Raw genomic sequence first — 13,411 nt, 5'->3', positions numbered from 1 at the left:
AGTCGCCCGCGCACCGCCGACTTAGGGTGATCGCAGAATCTCTTTCTGCGCGTGCGCTAAGGGGCTGGCTGGATACCGTGCTGCCATGATAGCCCGACAAGGCTCACGGTCTTTGGGGATATATGATGTCGATCGGCATGCGCGACTGCGCGACATAAATGAACATAAGATCCGAAGAGCCGCTGTTGCGCATGATGATGCTAGCCGGCCTGGAAGGTGATGATGCTGCGTATAAGAAACTTCTGTCGCGGCTGAGCGCCTATTTACGCGGCTACTTCAACGGCCAGTTCGAGCGAGTAGGCCGCAGCGCCGCCGATGCAGAAGATCTTGTTCAAGAGACATTGATCGCGCTTCATACGCGTCGGCACACTTACGACCGCAGCCAATTGCTGACGCCTTGGGTGCATGCGATTGCGCGGTATCGAATGATCGACTTTTTGAGACGAACGAAGGGCGTACGCCTTGCCATCCCGGTGGAGGATGCCGAAGATCTGATTGCCGACGAAGAGTCACCCGGGATCGAAAGCCGCCTCGACCTGGAAGATCTCCTCAGTCAGCTCAAGCCCAAGACGCGGCAGGTTATACAACTGGTGAAGCTCGACGGATTGAGTGTTAGCGAAGCGGCCGAGCGATCGAACATGTCGGAATCGGCGATCAAAGTGACCGTGCATCGCGGATTGAAGGCGCTGGCGCAGCTGGTCAGCAACAGGAATCCGCTATGAGGACAGATGATCTTATCGACATGCTGGGAACGAATGTCGAGACCGTAAACGGTGCCAAGCGGCGCGTCGCGCTTCTGGGCGCCATCGGCATTGGCGCCGCAGCCGCTTTTTGCCTCGTTGCCGTCATCTTTGGCATGCCAGGCCAAGCTCTTGGTGCACGCTTCCTTGGGCTCACCGCGTTGACGCTTGCCTTCACCCTCAGTTTGACGATTGCCGGTGCACGCTTCCTAAGCATAGCCGCGCGGCCCGGCAAAGTCGGCCGCGGTGCGCTTACGGCAATCGCCGTGCTGTTTTCCGGTCTCGTCCTGGCGGCCGGCGTCGCTCTGTCGCGGGAAAACCCCGCGGAGTGGCGAGCGATGATCTTCGGGCCGCAATGGGCCGCGTGCCTCATGTGTATTCCGGTGGCTGCCGTTGCGCCCTTCGTGGCGCTGGTGTGGTATCTTCGCGACGAGGCTCCGACACGGCTTCGCCTGACGGGCGGCGTCGCCGGTCTGGTCGCCGGGGCAATTGGCACCACCGCATTCGCCCTGCACCATCCAGGAGGATCACTTGCGTTCGTCGCGATCTGGTTCGGTGTCCCTCTCCTGCTGTGCGCTCTGATCGGCGCGCTCCTGGGCCCGCGTTTGCTGCGTTGGTGATAGCTGGCAACCGCGTCGTGCGCCAATTCGGCGATCCCGGAGAACACGCGCACAGTGGATGCCGGGGGATTCAGGCGGCGGCACGACGAGCACGATTCTGGCGATGGCTCGCTATCCTCGCTGTTATCAGGGATAGCAAGGACAAATTTTATTTCGTGATGCGGATTGTAACCTTTTCGGCCTCGACGACGAACTCCTCAATGACCGGCTGATCGGTCATGACAGGAACTGATAGTGCTCAAACGCGCGTTCCCTTTGCTGCTTTTGCTCAGCGCCTGGATTGGCCTGTTTGGTCAGCAAGTGGCGTTTGCGCAAAACTCTGCGCTTGCAAGGCCGGTAACGGTCGCGCAGCAAAGCGCAGGAATGGGCGGCATGGATTGCGCGGGGATGGCCATGAAATCGGCCTCGAAGAGCGAGAACTCCGTGCCCTGCAAAAAGATGACCTCCGACTGCGTAGTACAGATGAGTTGCGCCACTCTCGTTGCTCTGAACGAAAATCATGGATCAACGGCGGCGGTATCGCGCGCGCCTGAGATATTTCATCGCATGCCCGTCTCGTTTCTTGCCGGCCGCTCCGACGGTCCTGAGCCTCATCCTCCGAGCCTGATCTGAATTCGTAACACGCGCGGATGCGCCGTGGGGGATCGCGATCGATCCACCCGACGAAGCTCGCGCGCCCTCCGTTCGAACTCACTTCAAGCTCAATTCAAAGGATGATTATCATGACCAAGTTCATTTCTACCGCCGCCATCTTCGCGTCCGCCACGTCGATGCTCGCTGCCCTCGCGGTTCCCTCGGCCGCGAACGCCCAGGACGTCAGCAACGTCAGCACTGGCAATCATTATGAGTGGCGTGCGTCACCGCAATATGGTCCGCGCATGCCTCTTCGGGCGCCGGTTCGTGTTCTCGTCGATGCGAACGGCAAGCCTGTGACCCAAAAGCTGCCTGTCGTTGCGCTCGCGATGAACGACGGATCGGGCCACTATGAATGGCGGGCGCTGCCCAATTATGGACCAAGGGCGCCGCTCCGAACACCCGTGCGCACTTGGGTTCCGTCCACTGAAATGGCGGCAATGGCGGCCGAGAGAGCCCAGAACTAGAGCCCGTTTTTCCGATCTCCACGTCCACTACAGCCGGCAGAGCGAAAGCTCGGCCGGCTTTTTCTTTGTTGGCCGCGCCATAAGGCGGGCACCGACACGAACTATGACCTTCTAGGCCTTCCACGGAAGGCTCGTTGCCGAGCTAAGCAGCTATGGAAACTGCCCTTGGCGATGAAGACTTTTCCGTCCGAGGCTCCAAGAGCGAAAGCCAATTCGAAGAAACAACACAATTGCCATATCCATAATATCCACTACAGTAGATATATGGATACCCAATCAACCATCGCGGCCTTAGGCGCACTCGCACAGGGTACTCGCCTCGACGCTTTCCGGCTTCTGGTTCGGCACGAACCAGAGGGGCTCGCCGCTGGCGAAGTCGCGCGCGCACTCGATGTCCCGCAGAACACGATGTCAGTACATCTCGCCACCTTGGCGCGCGCCGGACTGGTCCGCGCGGAACGGCGCAGCCGAATCATCAACTATCGCGTTAATCTCAACCAGTTGAAGGCGCTGACTCTGTTCCTCGTCAAGGATTGCTGCGGCGGCAAGGCGGAGCTGTGCGAGCCGCTGATCGCCGAACTCATACCCTGCTGCTAATGGAGACCATCATGTCCGATCGTATTCTCAACATCCTCTTTCTGTGCACCGGCAATTCGGCACGCTCGATCCTGGCGGAAAGCGCGCTCAACAAGCTGGGTGAAGGGCGCTTCCGCGCCTTTTCGGCCGGGAGCTTCCCCAAGGATGCGGTCAATCCCGATGCCATCGCCCTGCTCGAGCGGATCGAATACCAGCATGATTGCGAGCCCTCTCAACGCAGCATCATTGTTCGAGCTGGCGGCCGAACTCGCTGACGCGGGCTTACCGATCAGCGATCTTACCGAAACGGATCGTCGCTTCTTTCGGTTCGAGGACGACGGCGGCATCATTGGCTATGGCGGCATCGAAGGCGATGGGCCTGATCGGCTATTGCGTTCCCTGATCGTAAAGCCCGAGCGATGCGGTGCCGGTTTGGGCGCGGCCGTCCTCGGCGCCAGCGAGCGGCTGGCAACCGATGAAGGGGTAGCCGCCCTCTATTTGCTCACCACCACGGCTGAACCGCTCTTCCGACGGCACGGCTATGAGACCGCCGAGCGCTCCACTGCGCCGGACACCGTCGCCAGATCGGCCGAGTTTCGAACGCTCTGCCCGGCGAACGCTGCCTCACTCTTCAAGCGGATTACCTGATGTCGCGTCTTCGTAGCCTTGCCGACCCCGATCATATGCCAGCGCTCGATCGTGACGTTGTTCGCCTTGATCTCGCAAACGGCCTCGGCTCGCTCGACCATCCACCGCGGATCCTGCTGCTCTATGGTTCGCTCCGCGAGCGTTCATTCAGCCTGCTTGCGGTCGAGGAAGCAGCGCGCCTGCTGGTCCTGTTCGGCGCCGAGGTGCGTATATTCGATCCGTCCGATCTTCCACTGCCCGACCAGGTCAAGGGCGACGATCACCCGGCCGTCCATGAATTGCGCCAGCATGCACTGTGGTCGGAAGGCCAAGTCTGGTGCAGCCCGGAACGGCATGGACAGATCACCGGCATCATTAAGGCACAGATAGACCACTTGCCGCTCGAGTTCGGCGGTATGAGACCCACCCAGGGGCGGACGCTCGCGGTGATGCAGGTATCGGGCGGATCGCAGTCATTTAACGCGGTGAACACGTTGCGCCTGCTCGGGCGCTGGATGCGGATGTTCACGATCCCGAACCAGTCGAGCATCGCGATGGCATTCAAGGAGTTCGACGAAGCAGGTCGCTTGAGGCCGTCCAGCTATTATGACCGCATCGTCGATGTGATGGAGGAACTGGTCCGTTTTACCGTGCTGACGCGCGGCCATGCGGACCAGCTTGTCGATCGCTATTCCGAGCGCAAGTCTGCGGCAGCCAAGCGGGACGCTGCGAACGACCTGGCATCACGATCGATCGCCTAACCTGATCCCGACCGCTTCCGCGGTGCAAAGCGTTTCTAGCAAGGGACAGCCCATGGTGTCGCCCGCCTCACAGGCATCGACGGTGTCGCCAAGCGCTCGTTCCATGCGGCGAAGATCGGCGATTTTCACGCGAACATCCCGTAGATGCTGGCTCGCCAGATCTAGCGCCTGCGCACACGAAGCACCGCCGCCATCAGCGAGCGCGAGCAGCGCTCGTACCGCGTCGATCGGGAAGCCCAGTTCACGCGCACGTCGCACGAACGACAGTCGCCGCACGTCCGACGGTCCATAGGCGCGGTATCGACCACGGCGCAGTGGCACCGGAAGTACGCCGATACGCTCGTAGTAGCGGATCGTCTCGATGTTGCAGCCGGTACGCTGCGAGAGTTCGCCGATCGGGATCGTGGTGCCGGATATCGTTATCATAAAAATCCGCTTGAGTCTGTAGTCACTACAGACGCTAGGGCAGTCGCGAACCCATCACAAGGAGTCGCAATGCCAGAGCCATTACCCGACCTGCCTGCGCCGAAGGGGGTGGGCGCCGCCTCTCTCACTCTCGGTGGGATTGCGGCCAGTTTTGCGGTCGCGGCCTGTTGCGGCCTGCCGGTAACGCTCGCCTCATTAGGCATCGGATCGGCATGGCTGGTCGGGGTCGCCGATGTCGCGGTGCCCTATCGCGTCCCGTTGCTCGTTTCCGGCGCATTATGCCTGCTGGCAGGAGCCGCGCTTCTCATTCGTCAGCAAGCCGCCGCTGCCCGTTGCGGACCGGACGGCGCATGCACTTCTCGCACAACGCGGCTATTGACCCTTACCGGCCTGTTGATCGGTGCCGTGCTGCTCTGGCTGGGCTACATCTATGTCTGACATTATCCCAGAGCTAAGATCGACGATCACCTGTCCCGAATGCGGCACGGTGAAAACAGAGCAGATGCCAACGAACGCCTGTCAGTTTTTCTACGACTGTTCCGGCTGCAAAGTCGTGCTCCGGCCCAAGCTCGGCGATTGTTGTGTATTTTGTTCGTATGGAAACGTTCCGTGTCCGCCTATCCAGATCGAGGGAAAGGGGGCCAGCTGTTGCGGCTAGCTTCAATCATCGTCGCATTCGAGTTTGATCAGCGGCGAAGGATGGACGCGACCGGGCCTTCGAACATCGGCCACATATAGGCCAGCCCCATCATCAGCGTCGCAAAGGCCATGATGAGGAGCGTGGACTTGGCCGGGCGCTTACCCGACCGCCATGATCGATAGGCAACCCAGAACCATCCCGCGAAGACGGCAACACAGGCAATGGGTGTCATCCAGCTATAAGCATGCGAGAACCACGCGAGGACGCCGCCAACGGACGCGAGCATCGCTGCCGGTATGGCGAGAGGGAGCACGCAACACACGCCACATGCGAGAGCAGCGACGGATGCGGTCGCAGCGACTGCGCCGACGGCGCGGTTATCTTGCGGTTTCACCTCTGTTTTCATGCGCCGCAACCTCCCGTGCAACCACAGGCGGCCGGCTGCGGTGTCTTCTCTTGGAACGGTTCAAACACTGTCTCGGCGGCACCGCGAGCGGCTTCGGGCGCCGTTATGACGAGCTTGAGAGACCGGCGCTGCACCGTCAGGTCGAACGAGAGGAAGGCGCAACACTCCTGCTCCTGCGCGATCATCTGACGCACATCGCCGATCGCGGACGGTGCATATTGGAGTTCGAGGCGCAGATCCTGCCTACGCGCCTTCTTCAAGGCGCGAGAGTTGAGGTCCGCGATCCACACCATCCGGGCCTTGAAGCTCCCGCCATCCAACGTGCAAATGATTGGCTCGGCGTCGACGGTCTCGCTCATAATTGCTCCAGCTTGATATTTCCGCGACATCGGCATCGCTGCTGGCCAAGCCATACAAGTTCAAGTAACTTGAGGTTCAAGCGCTAATTTCAGGACCTACAATGACAGGACACAAGATCGGCACATTGGCCGAGCGCACCGGCACGAGCGCGGCCACGATACGCTATTATGAGGAGATCAATCTCCTACGTCGGCCCGATCGCCAAGAAGGAAATCAGCGGCGTTATGGCGAAGAGGATGTGCGTCGCCTCACCTTCATTCGCCGCTGCCGTGATTTTGGCTTCTCGATCGAGCAGGTGCGGATATTGGTATCTCTCGTCCAGGATCGCTCGCGGTCCTGCACCGAGGCCCGGGACCTCGCTCAAGCGCATCTCACCGATATTCGCAGCAAACTACGTGAGCTCAAAGCGCTCGAGAAGAGCATCGCTTAATTCGTCGAGGTTTGCGCGGCGGAATGTGCTGGTGGCCCCGGCCCCGACTGCGTGATCCTCGAAGACTTGTCCTCGAACCGTCAAACTACCTGCCGCGGAGTCTAAAGATCTATGCCCACAATCGCTGCCTATATGGGCGCCGCTCTCGCGGAAATTGCCGGCTGCTTTTCATTCTGGGCATGGCTGCGCCTGGAAAAATCTCCACTGTGGTTGGTCCCTGGAGTGATATCGCTGGCGCTGTTCGCTTGGCTATTGACCCTAGTCGATAGCGACGCTGCAGGCCGAGCTTATGCAGCTTATGGCGGCGTCTACATCTGCGCCTCGCTTTTTTGGCTATGGTCCGTCGAAGGCGTCCGCCCGGATCGCTGGGACCTCATCGGTGGCACAGTCTGCCTTGTCGGCACAGCCATCATTTTGCTCGGACCGCGTGCTGCAACGGTGCCGACCACCTAACGCGAAATACCGATGGTTCCAGAGCTTTCCGAAAAGGGGATCGTTAGAGGGAATCGTATGGCATCACCGATGGTCGGCTTGCCATTTGACCGGAATACGCAGGTAGGTGACGCCGTTCGCCTCGGCTTTGTCGAAATGACCGGCGCGGATGTTGACCTGGATCGAGGGCAGCAGCAGCTTGGGGACCGATAGCCCGGCGTCGCGCTGCTCGCGCATGGCGACGAAATCGTCTTCGCTCACGCCGTCATGGACGTGAACACTTGACCGGCGCTGTTCACCCACCGTCGTCTCCCAGCGATAGTCATCTCGACCCGGCGCCTTGTAGTCGTGGCACAGGAACAACCGTGTCGCGTCCGGCAGCGCGAGTAACCGATGGATCGAGCGATAGAGCGTGCGGGCATCCCCGCCGGGGAAATCGGCGCGCGCTGTACCATAGTCCGGCATAAATAGCGTATCGCCGACGAACGCCGCATCGCCGATCAGATAGGCGACGTCAGCCGGGGTGTGGCCAGGGACGTGCAGCACCTCGACCTCCAGTTCGCCGATCGCGAAGCGGTCGCCATCCTCGAACAATCGGTCGAAGTCCGAACCATCCGTCTTCAGGTCGTCCATGGCGAACACCGGGCGGAAGATTTTCTGCACGTCGCGGATATGCGCGCCGATCCCGATCCACGCGCTGGTGTGAGCCTTGATGAAGGGTGCGGCGGACAGATGGTCGGCATGGGCGTGCGTCTCCAGCGCCATCGCAATCTGCCAGTCATGCGCGCGCGCGAAGGCGACGATGCGTTCGGCCGAGCGCGTATCGGCCGCGCCGCTCGCCATGTTGAAGTCGAGCACCGGGTCGATCACCGCCGCTGTCCGCGTCGTAGGATCGCCCACGAGATAGCTGATCGTGTTGGTCGGCTCGTCGAAGAATGCCTCGATGAAGGGCTGGGTCATGATTTCCTCCGTTAGCTCTTGCCAATATATTAGAGGTTACTACATAAGCAATACCTAATGGAGTGGAACGATGCTCAAACCGCCGATGGACCTGGCGATCTTCGAGGAGAAGGCCGGGCAGGTCGCCGACACGCTGAAGGCGATCGGCAATGCGCGCCGATTGATGCTGCTGTGCAAACTGGTCGAGCATGGCGAGGTGACGGTCGGCGATCTGGCGCGCGATGTCGGCTTGTCGCAATCGGCATGCTCGCAGCACTTGGCCAAAATGCGCGACGAAGGGCTCGTCACTTATCGGCGGGAGAGCCAGACGCTTTGGTACGCCATCGCGGATGCCCGCGTCGAAACGCTGCTCGCCACCCTCTACCACCTCTATTGCAAGGATTGATGCGATGACGCTTACAACCCTTTCTCCCGCCGACGCCCGCGCCGCGATCGATGCCGGTGCGCGCCTGATCGACATTCGCGGTGCCGATGAACATGCGCGTGAGCGCATCCCCGGTGCGATCAACGTGCCACTCGACCGGATCGGCGATCTTGGGCGTGACGGTCGCCCGGTCGTCTTCCACTGCAAGTCAGGCATGCGTACCACCGCCAATGCGGCGCAGCTTGATGCGGCAGCAGGCGATGTGCCCGCCTATATCCTAGAAGGCGGCATTGATGCGTGGCGGACAGCTGGGCACCGCACCGCCGCCGATCGGTCGCAGCCGTTGGAAATCATGCGGCAGGTGCAGATTACCGTCGGTGCACTGGTGCTGACCGGTGTTTTGCTCGGTCTGTTCGTCGCCCCAGGTTTCTTCGGCCTCTCGGCCTTTGTGGGGGCAGGGCTGATATTCGCCGGTGTGACCGGGTGGTGCGGCGTGGCCAATCTGTTGCGCATCATGCCGTGGAACCGGCGCGCGGCGGCCTGAGGCGATCATGGACGCCGCCACCATTATCGCCGCGCTCGTCTCGGGAGGCGTGATCGGTCTGATCCTCGGCCTGGTGGGCGGGGGCGGCTCGATCCTTGCCGTGCCGCTCCTGATCTATGTCGTCGGCGTCGGGTCGCCGCACGCCGCGATCGGTACGGCCGCGGTTGCTGTGACGGTCAATGCCCTAGCCAGCCTGATCGGCCACGCGCGTGCGGGCCGCGTAAAATGGCGGTGCGCGGGGGTTTTCGCGGTGTCGGGCATGATCGGCGCAGCCGGGGGCGCGGAGCTCGGCAAGGCGTTCGACGGCAAGCGGCTTCTCATCCTGTTCGGGCTGCTGATGATCGGTGTCGGCCTGTCGATGCTGCGCAAGCGCCGTGCGATGGAAGCACCCGACGTGCGGCTGACTCGCCACAGCGCGGCGATACTGCTGCCGCGACTAATTCCGATCGGGCTGGGCGTCGGATGGGCCGCCGGATTCTTTGGGATCGGGGGCGGATTTCTGATCGTGCCAGGGCTTATCCTCGCGACCGCGATGACGCTACCTTTTGCCATCGGCACGTCGTTGGTCATCGTCAGCGCGTTGGGCGTGACCACCGCCGCGTCCTATGCCATGTCCGGCCTGGTCGATTGGAGCGTGACGGCGCTGCTGGTTGCAGGCGGGGTCGGCGGGACGATCGCAGGTATCGGTCTTGGGAAGTTACTTGGCACCCGCAAGGGACTCTTGGAGCGCAGTTTTGCCATCGTCGTTGTCGCCATCGGAACTTACGTCACGGCATCGTCGCTTTGAACCGGATCATCTCCACAAACGGGTTTTCGTAGCAAAAACCGGTGCCTACGCATTGCGCGAGATCGGAAGAATTGAGTGCACCCCGTCAATGTTGGACTGGTTCGATAATCCCGAGCAGCGCCGTCGTAACGGCAGCATCCTCAGCAAGGGCGAGGGCCACAGGGTGCCCGCACGCGCCTCTTCTTCAACCGTCTCGGCGAACTCCGCGTCCACAACTTCGAGAAAGCAGCGCCATCGCGCCTCTGGGCTGAGGCTCCTGACTGCGGCAGTAACGCTCTGGGTCGGCGCCTATCCGATTTTTGCCATCAGTCGCCCTGCGGCCCCCTGCTCCGCCGCCAGATTCCGATTGTAGGCAAGCGGCATGCGCGGGCTTTTCCAACGCAGTGCATCCATGATGCCAGCCAAATCCTCGCCGCTCGTGAACAGATCCTGATTGAGCCCAATCCGCGTCGAGTGCGCGCTGATGCCCTTGAGCAATCGCGCCAGATCCTCTGCTGTCAGATCGGGCAGCGCGCCGAGATCGAAAGCCCGCTGGATGATCGACCGGAAGATCGGCCCGACTGATCCCGGATGCAGCGCGACGGTGCCAATGTCATATTCGACGCGCGCCTTCACCGCGGGCTTGGAGAGCGTCTTGCGCAGATCCCAGGTCTCCCGGCCCGAGATGCTGTCGATTGGCCGACCCCGCACGGCGGCGCGGGCCTTGTAGCGCCGCACCTGCACCCGCCGGAATATAGGCCCCGCTATGATCTCGGCCGCCTCGCACCAGGCCGCGATCGCCGACACGGTACGCGGGCTGAGATAGGCGGTTGCCCCCTCCCCGTCTTGGTCGCCCTTGCTTCGCAGGATCTGCAGGAGCCGCGCCTCGGGATCGATCGCCTCTTCGATATGCTCGACGGCCACTGCCACGAGTTCGGAGGCGCGCAATCCGGTGTCGTAGGCGGCAGACAGCAGCGCGCGATCGCGTAGCCCCGGCAGATCGTCTCCGCGGCTCTCGAGCAAAGCGCGGATATTGAGCCCGCGCGCCTTGTCGCGCTCGACGTCGCGCACCGGCCCCTTGAACCGGAGCGGCCGCGCCTGCTTCTGCGCGGCCCCCTTCTCGCGGCGCACCGCCTGCAGCCGCAGCTTGACCAGCGGGGCCGGCGTCGGATCCTTCAGATCGAGCAGCTGGTGGATCTTGGCGATCGACGCCTTGTAGCGGGACAACGACGCGGGACGGCTCCCCTTCCCGGCCCGCGCATCGAGATAGTCGGCCACGGTCTCGGCCGTCGCCGGCAGCGCGATCCGATTGGTGCGCTGGCACCAGGCGTCGAACGCCTCGACGTCGGATTTAAGCGCGCGGATGCTGTGGGACGACGAGGCGGCCTGATACGCCGCGATCAGCGCCTCGTTGACGGTGATGCGTTCGCCGGCGCGCATCTGCACGATCGTCCACGTAAGGTCGGTCGGGCCCCTGCCGGCCGGCAGGACCGCCTCACGCGCCGCTAGAGCGGTTTCTGGCCCTTCCAAGTCGGTTTCGGTGCTCATGACGCTCCACGCTCCTCAGGCGCGCTTGTACGTCACCTTATAAAGGGCGGTCAATTCCGCTTATGCGATAACTGCAATTATCAAATGTCCATATTTCGATAAGGTAGGACATGGAAACAAACTGTCCGCTTTGGTTTCCCCAGAGGGTGCGATAGAATCTGGATTGATGGCTTCCCCCTCCCCTTCCCATGCCTCCAGCGAGCTGGCAATGCTCCTGCTCGGCCGACTGGATGGACGACTGCAGAACAGCCCATGGGCTGACATTTGGCTAGCCCGTGCGCGGTTGCAGGGCGCAGCCCAACTGGCCGGCCTCGCCGGCGTGCCTATCGACGTCCGTCATCTGCAGGACTGGATTTGCGGACGCACATCCCCGCCTCGCGCCTCTGAAGGGTTGAACGATCCCGTCTCGGTGGCGGCGGTGTTTCATCTCGCAATCGAGGCCAGCGTTGGCGACAACGGGCCGCTGGCGCGCGCGACGCTCAACGTCTTTCGCACTGTGCTGGATGATCGATCCGAAGCCGAAGTCTGGGCAGGTAGCGACCTGGCCTATTTCGGTCCCGCGTGGCGGCAGGCTCGCATCGAAGCACAAGCCCCCTACCCTTCTCCCTCGCTGCTCTCCGTCGCCGATCGGATGGCCGCCATGCTCAAGACGGTCGTCGTCGCCGAGCAGTCTGCGGTGGACGTGACGGCGATCGACGGTCGGACGCTCACCCTTGAGCCGCGGGCGCGCGATCGCGCCTGGTTGGTGGCCAGCCATGTCCCCGCCATGCTCCATCATGCCGGACTTACCCTGGGCATCCTGCCATCTCTCATTTTATTGCCGAAATTCCCGCCATCCGACGTAGGTGAGTTGACCAATGTCATTTCGCGGTCACTGCTCGTTGCCTGCCAATCCGGCCTGAAGGATCTCGACTGGATCGAGCGCCAGGGGTCAAAGGCATTGGCAGTGTCCGCAACGCGCCGAAGCCGGGCACCACTCCTTGCCCGGCTTGCGCTCGCCTATCCTGGGCTTCGTCCGTCTGCCGTGGCGCGGCTTCTCGACGTTACTCCGCAGGGGGCGCGCAAGCTGGTGGCTAAACTCGGGTAACGCAGCGCTACCGCCAATGCGTATCGAGCAGGGTCTTGATAGCAGCCTCCGCTTCGTCCCGTGATCCGCCGGCATGCGGGAGCAAGGTGATCCTAACCCCCTTGCGATCCTTGCCTTCGAACCGAAGCAACGGCTTTCCGTTCTGCGACGCCACGGTTTCGCTCGATCCTGACCTCTTGGGGGATCCTGACTTCTTGGGGGGATCAGCCGCCAGCGCCAGCGCACGAATAATATCCGGCACGGCGACCGGAGCGCCCTCCCCTCCCGATCGCGCCCTCAAGGCCGCCGCTTCGGCAAATACCCGCTGGCGACGATCATCCGGTTTCAGCAATGGCTTGATCGTTGTGACGTGCTTGATCCGCAAATCCTGTGGATTGGGAAAGGCGATCATCAATTCGGTCGGCAGACGCGCGAGGTCGAGATAGCGGCTCAACCAGCTTTCAGTGACATTGATCCGCTCGGCCATGACCTTCTGCCTGCCCTCATAATAGGCTTCCAGCGCGCGTAGATAATCCCGCGCGCGCTCGAGATCGCTGAGGTCTTCGCGCGCCCTGTTCTCAATGTCCGCTATGCGGAACGCTTCCTCGTCCGACAGTTCGCGAATATCGACGAGAAAGCGGAAGTCGGGATAATTGTGGCTACGCAGCCAGCTGATCGACCAATGGCGCCGCGCGCCGCAGATCACCTCGAAATCATAATCGGGTTCGCCCCGCACACGGCGGACAATTGCGGGCATCTCCTGCCGCCCTTGCGCCTTCATGCTCTCGATAAGATCGGCGCACCGCTCTTCGTTGAGCAAGGCATATTCGCGGTTATGCCCAGCCCACATCCGACAACGCGCGGGATCAACCAATTCATGGGTGCGGCTGACGACCGTCCCCGCCGCCAGTTCGGCCAATCGATTCTCCCGGCCTGTTAGGACATTGGCGCCCAACCCAGGCCGGCGCGGCGCGGGCGCACCCTCTTCGGGCGGATTGATTCCAGCGGCCAGTTCTGCTGCGAAACTCGCATTTTTTCTGCTCAT

Annotated in this window: 21 protein-coding genes and 2 pseudogenes; 17 read left to right on the top strand and 6 right to left on the bottom strand. The window is 62.0% G+C overall.

The annotated features are described in order from the left end of the window. Window positions 1-191 precede the first annotated feature (191 nt). From F9288_RS21720 to arsH, 8 genes and pseudogenes are all read left to right on the top strand, one after another. The gene (locus F9288_RS21720; protein WP_368076243.1) at window positions 192-722 is read left to right on the top strand and encodes a sigma-70 family RNA polymerase sigma factor; all 531 of its coding nucleotides are present in this window, start codon (window positions 192-194) and stop codon (window positions 720-722) included. Then, window positions 719-1,360, top strand: coding sequence for an NrsF family protein (locus tag F9288_RS21715; RefSeq protein WP_174839316.1), 642 nt, complete (start codon window positions 719-721; stop codon window positions 1,358-1,360). Before F9288_RS21720 ends, F9288_RS21715 begins: the two co-directional genes overlap by 4 nt. 234 nt (window positions 1,361-1,594) lie before the next feature. Next, window positions 1,595-1,972: a hypothetical protein gene (locus F9288_RS21710; protein ID WP_174839315.1), complete on the top strand. Its 378-nt coding sequence runs from the start codon at window positions 1,595-1,597 to the stop codon at window positions 1,970-1,972. 110 nt (window positions 1,973-2,082) lie between these two features. Beyond that, window positions 2,083-2,460, top strand: a complete 378-nt coding sequence (locus tag F9288_RS21705) for a hypothetical protein (RefSeq protein ID WP_174839314.1) — start codon at window positions 2,083-2,085, stop codon at window positions 2,458-2,460. Between the two features lie 264 nt (window positions 2,461-2,724). Next, entirely contained in the window at window positions 2,725-3,057 is a 333-nt protein-coding gene (locus tag F9288_RS21700) for a helix-turn-helix transcriptional regulator (RefSeq protein ID WP_174839357.1), read from the top strand. Between the two features lie 11 nt (window positions 3,058-3,068). After that, window positions 3,069-3,248: pseudogene (locus tag F9288_RS21695) on the top strand (arsenate reductase ArsC); the annotation flags it as partial. Window positions 3,249-3,282: 34 nt separating this feature from the next. Continuing rightward, window positions 3,283-3,684: an arsenic resistance N-acetyltransferase ArsN2 gene (gene arsN2 / locus F9288_RS21690; protein WP_254621236.1), complete on the top strand. Its 402-nt coding sequence runs from the start codon at window positions 3,283-3,285 to the stop codon at window positions 3,682-3,684. Continuing rightward, window positions 3,684-4,424, top strand: a complete 741-nt coding sequence (gene arsH / locus F9288_RS21685; protein WP_174839312.1) for an arsenical resistance protein ArsH — start codon at window positions 3,684-3,686, stop codon at window positions 4,422-4,424. Before arsN2 ends, arsH begins: the two co-directional genes overlap by 1 nt. Here arsH and F9288_RS21680 read toward each other — a convergent pair. Continuing rightward, window positions 4,407-4,841, bottom strand: a complete 435-nt coding sequence (locus tag F9288_RS21680) for a helix-turn-helix domain-containing protein (RefSeq protein WP_174839356.1) — start codon at window positions 4,839-4,841, stop codon at window positions 4,407-4,409. The two genes, arsH and F9288_RS21680, sit on opposite strands and share 18 nt — an antisense overlap. Window positions 4,842-4,919: 78 nt before the next feature. Between F9288_RS21680 and F9288_RS21675 the strand changes: the two genes are divergently transcribed. Further along, window positions 4,920-5,288, top strand: coding sequence for a mercuric reductase (locus F9288_RS21675; protein WP_174839311.1), 369 nt, complete (start codon window positions 4,920-4,922; stop codon window positions 5,286-5,288). Further along, window positions 5,281-5,508, top strand: a complete 228-nt coding sequence (locus F9288_RS22290; RefSeq protein ID WP_254621235.1) for a GDCCVxC domain-containing (seleno)protein — start codon at window positions 5,281-5,283, stop codon at window positions 5,506-5,508. The genes F9288_RS21675 and F9288_RS22290 overlap by 8 nt, the downstream gene beginning before the upstream one ends. A 28-nt stretch (window positions 5,509-5,536) precedes the next feature. Here F9288_RS22290 and F9288_RS21670 read toward each other — a convergent pair whose 3' ends face one another. Continuing rightward, a complete protein-coding gene (locus F9288_RS21670) occupies window positions 5,537-5,896 on the bottom strand; it encodes a hypothetical protein (RefSeq protein WP_174839310.1) in 360 nt (119 codons plus the stop codon). After that, window positions 5,893-6,255, bottom strand: coding sequence for a hypothetical protein (locus F9288_RS21665; RefSeq protein ID WP_174839309.1), 363 nt, complete (start codon window positions 6,253-6,255; stop codon window positions 5,893-5,895). The genes F9288_RS21670 and F9288_RS21665 overlap by 4 nt, the downstream gene beginning before the upstream one ends. A 101-nt stretch (window positions 6,256-6,356) precedes the next feature. Between F9288_RS21665 and F9288_RS21660 the strand changes: the two are divergent. Both F9288_RS21660 and F9288_RS21655 read left to right on the top strand, forming a co-directional pair. After that, window positions 6,357-6,791 (top strand): annotated as a pseudogene (locus F9288_RS21660) (helix-turn-helix domain-containing protein). Between the two features lie 6 nt (window positions 6,792-6,797). Continuing rightward, window positions 6,798-7,139, top strand: a complete 342-nt coding sequence (locus F9288_RS21655) for a YnfA family protein (protein WP_174839308.1) — start codon at window positions 6,798-6,800, stop codon at window positions 7,137-7,139. A 63-nt stretch (window positions 7,140-7,202) separates the two neighbouring features. Here the strand turns inward: F9288_RS21655 and F9288_RS21650 are convergent, their stop codons facing one another. Further along, window positions 7,203-8,078: an MBL fold metallo-hydrolase gene (locus F9288_RS21650; protein ID WP_174839307.1), complete on the bottom strand. Its 876-nt coding sequence runs from the start codon at window positions 8,076-8,078 to the stop codon at window positions 7,203-7,205. Window positions 8,079-8,148: 70 nt separating this feature from the next. Here F9288_RS21650 and F9288_RS21645 point away from each other — a divergent pair, with 70 nt between their 5' ends. The 4 genes from F9288_RS21645 (at window position 8,149) to F9288_RS21630 (ending at window position 10,125) form a co-directional block, all read left to right on the top strand. After that, window positions 8,149-8,463 carry a helix-turn-helix transcriptional regulator gene (locus tag F9288_RS21645; protein WP_174839306.1) on the top strand — a complete coding sequence of 105 codons (315 nt, stop codon included), beginning with the start codon at window positions 8,149-8,151 and terminating at the stop codon, window positions 8,461-8,463. Between the two features lie 4 nt (window positions 8,464-8,467). Then, complete coding sequence (locus F9288_RS21640; protein WP_174839305.1) at window positions 8,468-8,986, top strand: rhodanese family protein; 519 nt, start codon at window positions 8,468-8,470, stop codon at window positions 8,984-8,986. Window positions 8,987-8,993: 7 nt separating this feature from the next. Then, entirely contained in the window at window positions 8,994-9,773 is a 780-nt protein-coding gene (locus F9288_RS21635; protein ID WP_174839304.1) for a sulfite exporter TauE/SafE family protein, read from the top strand. 88 nt (window positions 9,774-9,861) lie between these two features. Next, window positions 9,862-10,125, top strand: coding sequence for a Tn3 family transposase (locus F9288_RS21630; RefSeq protein ID WP_368076240.1), 264 nt, complete (start codon window positions 9,862-9,864; stop codon window positions 10,123-10,125). Here the strand turns inward: F9288_RS21630 and F9288_RS21625 are convergent. Further along, window positions 10,062-11,300, bottom strand: coding sequence for an integrase (locus tag F9288_RS21625; RefSeq protein ID WP_174839302.1), 1,239 nt, complete (start codon window positions 11,298-11,300; stop codon window positions 10,062-10,064). The genes F9288_RS21630 and F9288_RS21625 overlap by 64 nt on opposite strands. 208 nt (window positions 11,301-11,508) lie before the next feature. Here F9288_RS21625 and F9288_RS21620 point away from each other — a divergent pair, with 208 nt between their 5' ends. Continuing rightward, complete coding sequence (locus tag F9288_RS21620; RefSeq protein ID WP_254621234.1) at window positions 11,509-12,387, top strand: hypothetical protein; 879 nt, start codon at window positions 11,509-11,511, stop codon at window positions 12,385-12,387. 7 nt (window positions 12,388-12,394) lie between these two features. Here the strand turns inward: F9288_RS21620 and F9288_RS21615 are convergent, their stop codons facing one another. Next, window positions 12,395-13,411, bottom strand: a complete 1,017-nt coding sequence (locus tag F9288_RS21615) for a ParB/RepB/Spo0J family partition protein (RefSeq protein WP_174839300.1) — start codon at window positions 13,409-13,411, stop codon at window positions 12,395-12,397.

Source organism: Sphingomonas sp. CL5.1, from assembly GCF_013344685.1.
GTDB lineage: Bacteria > Pseudomonadota > Alphaproteobacteria > Sphingomonadales > Sphingomonadaceae > Sphingomonas.
Note: the sequence above shows the minus strand (reverse complement) of the source record. Positions and strands in the feature narration are given on the sequence as shown.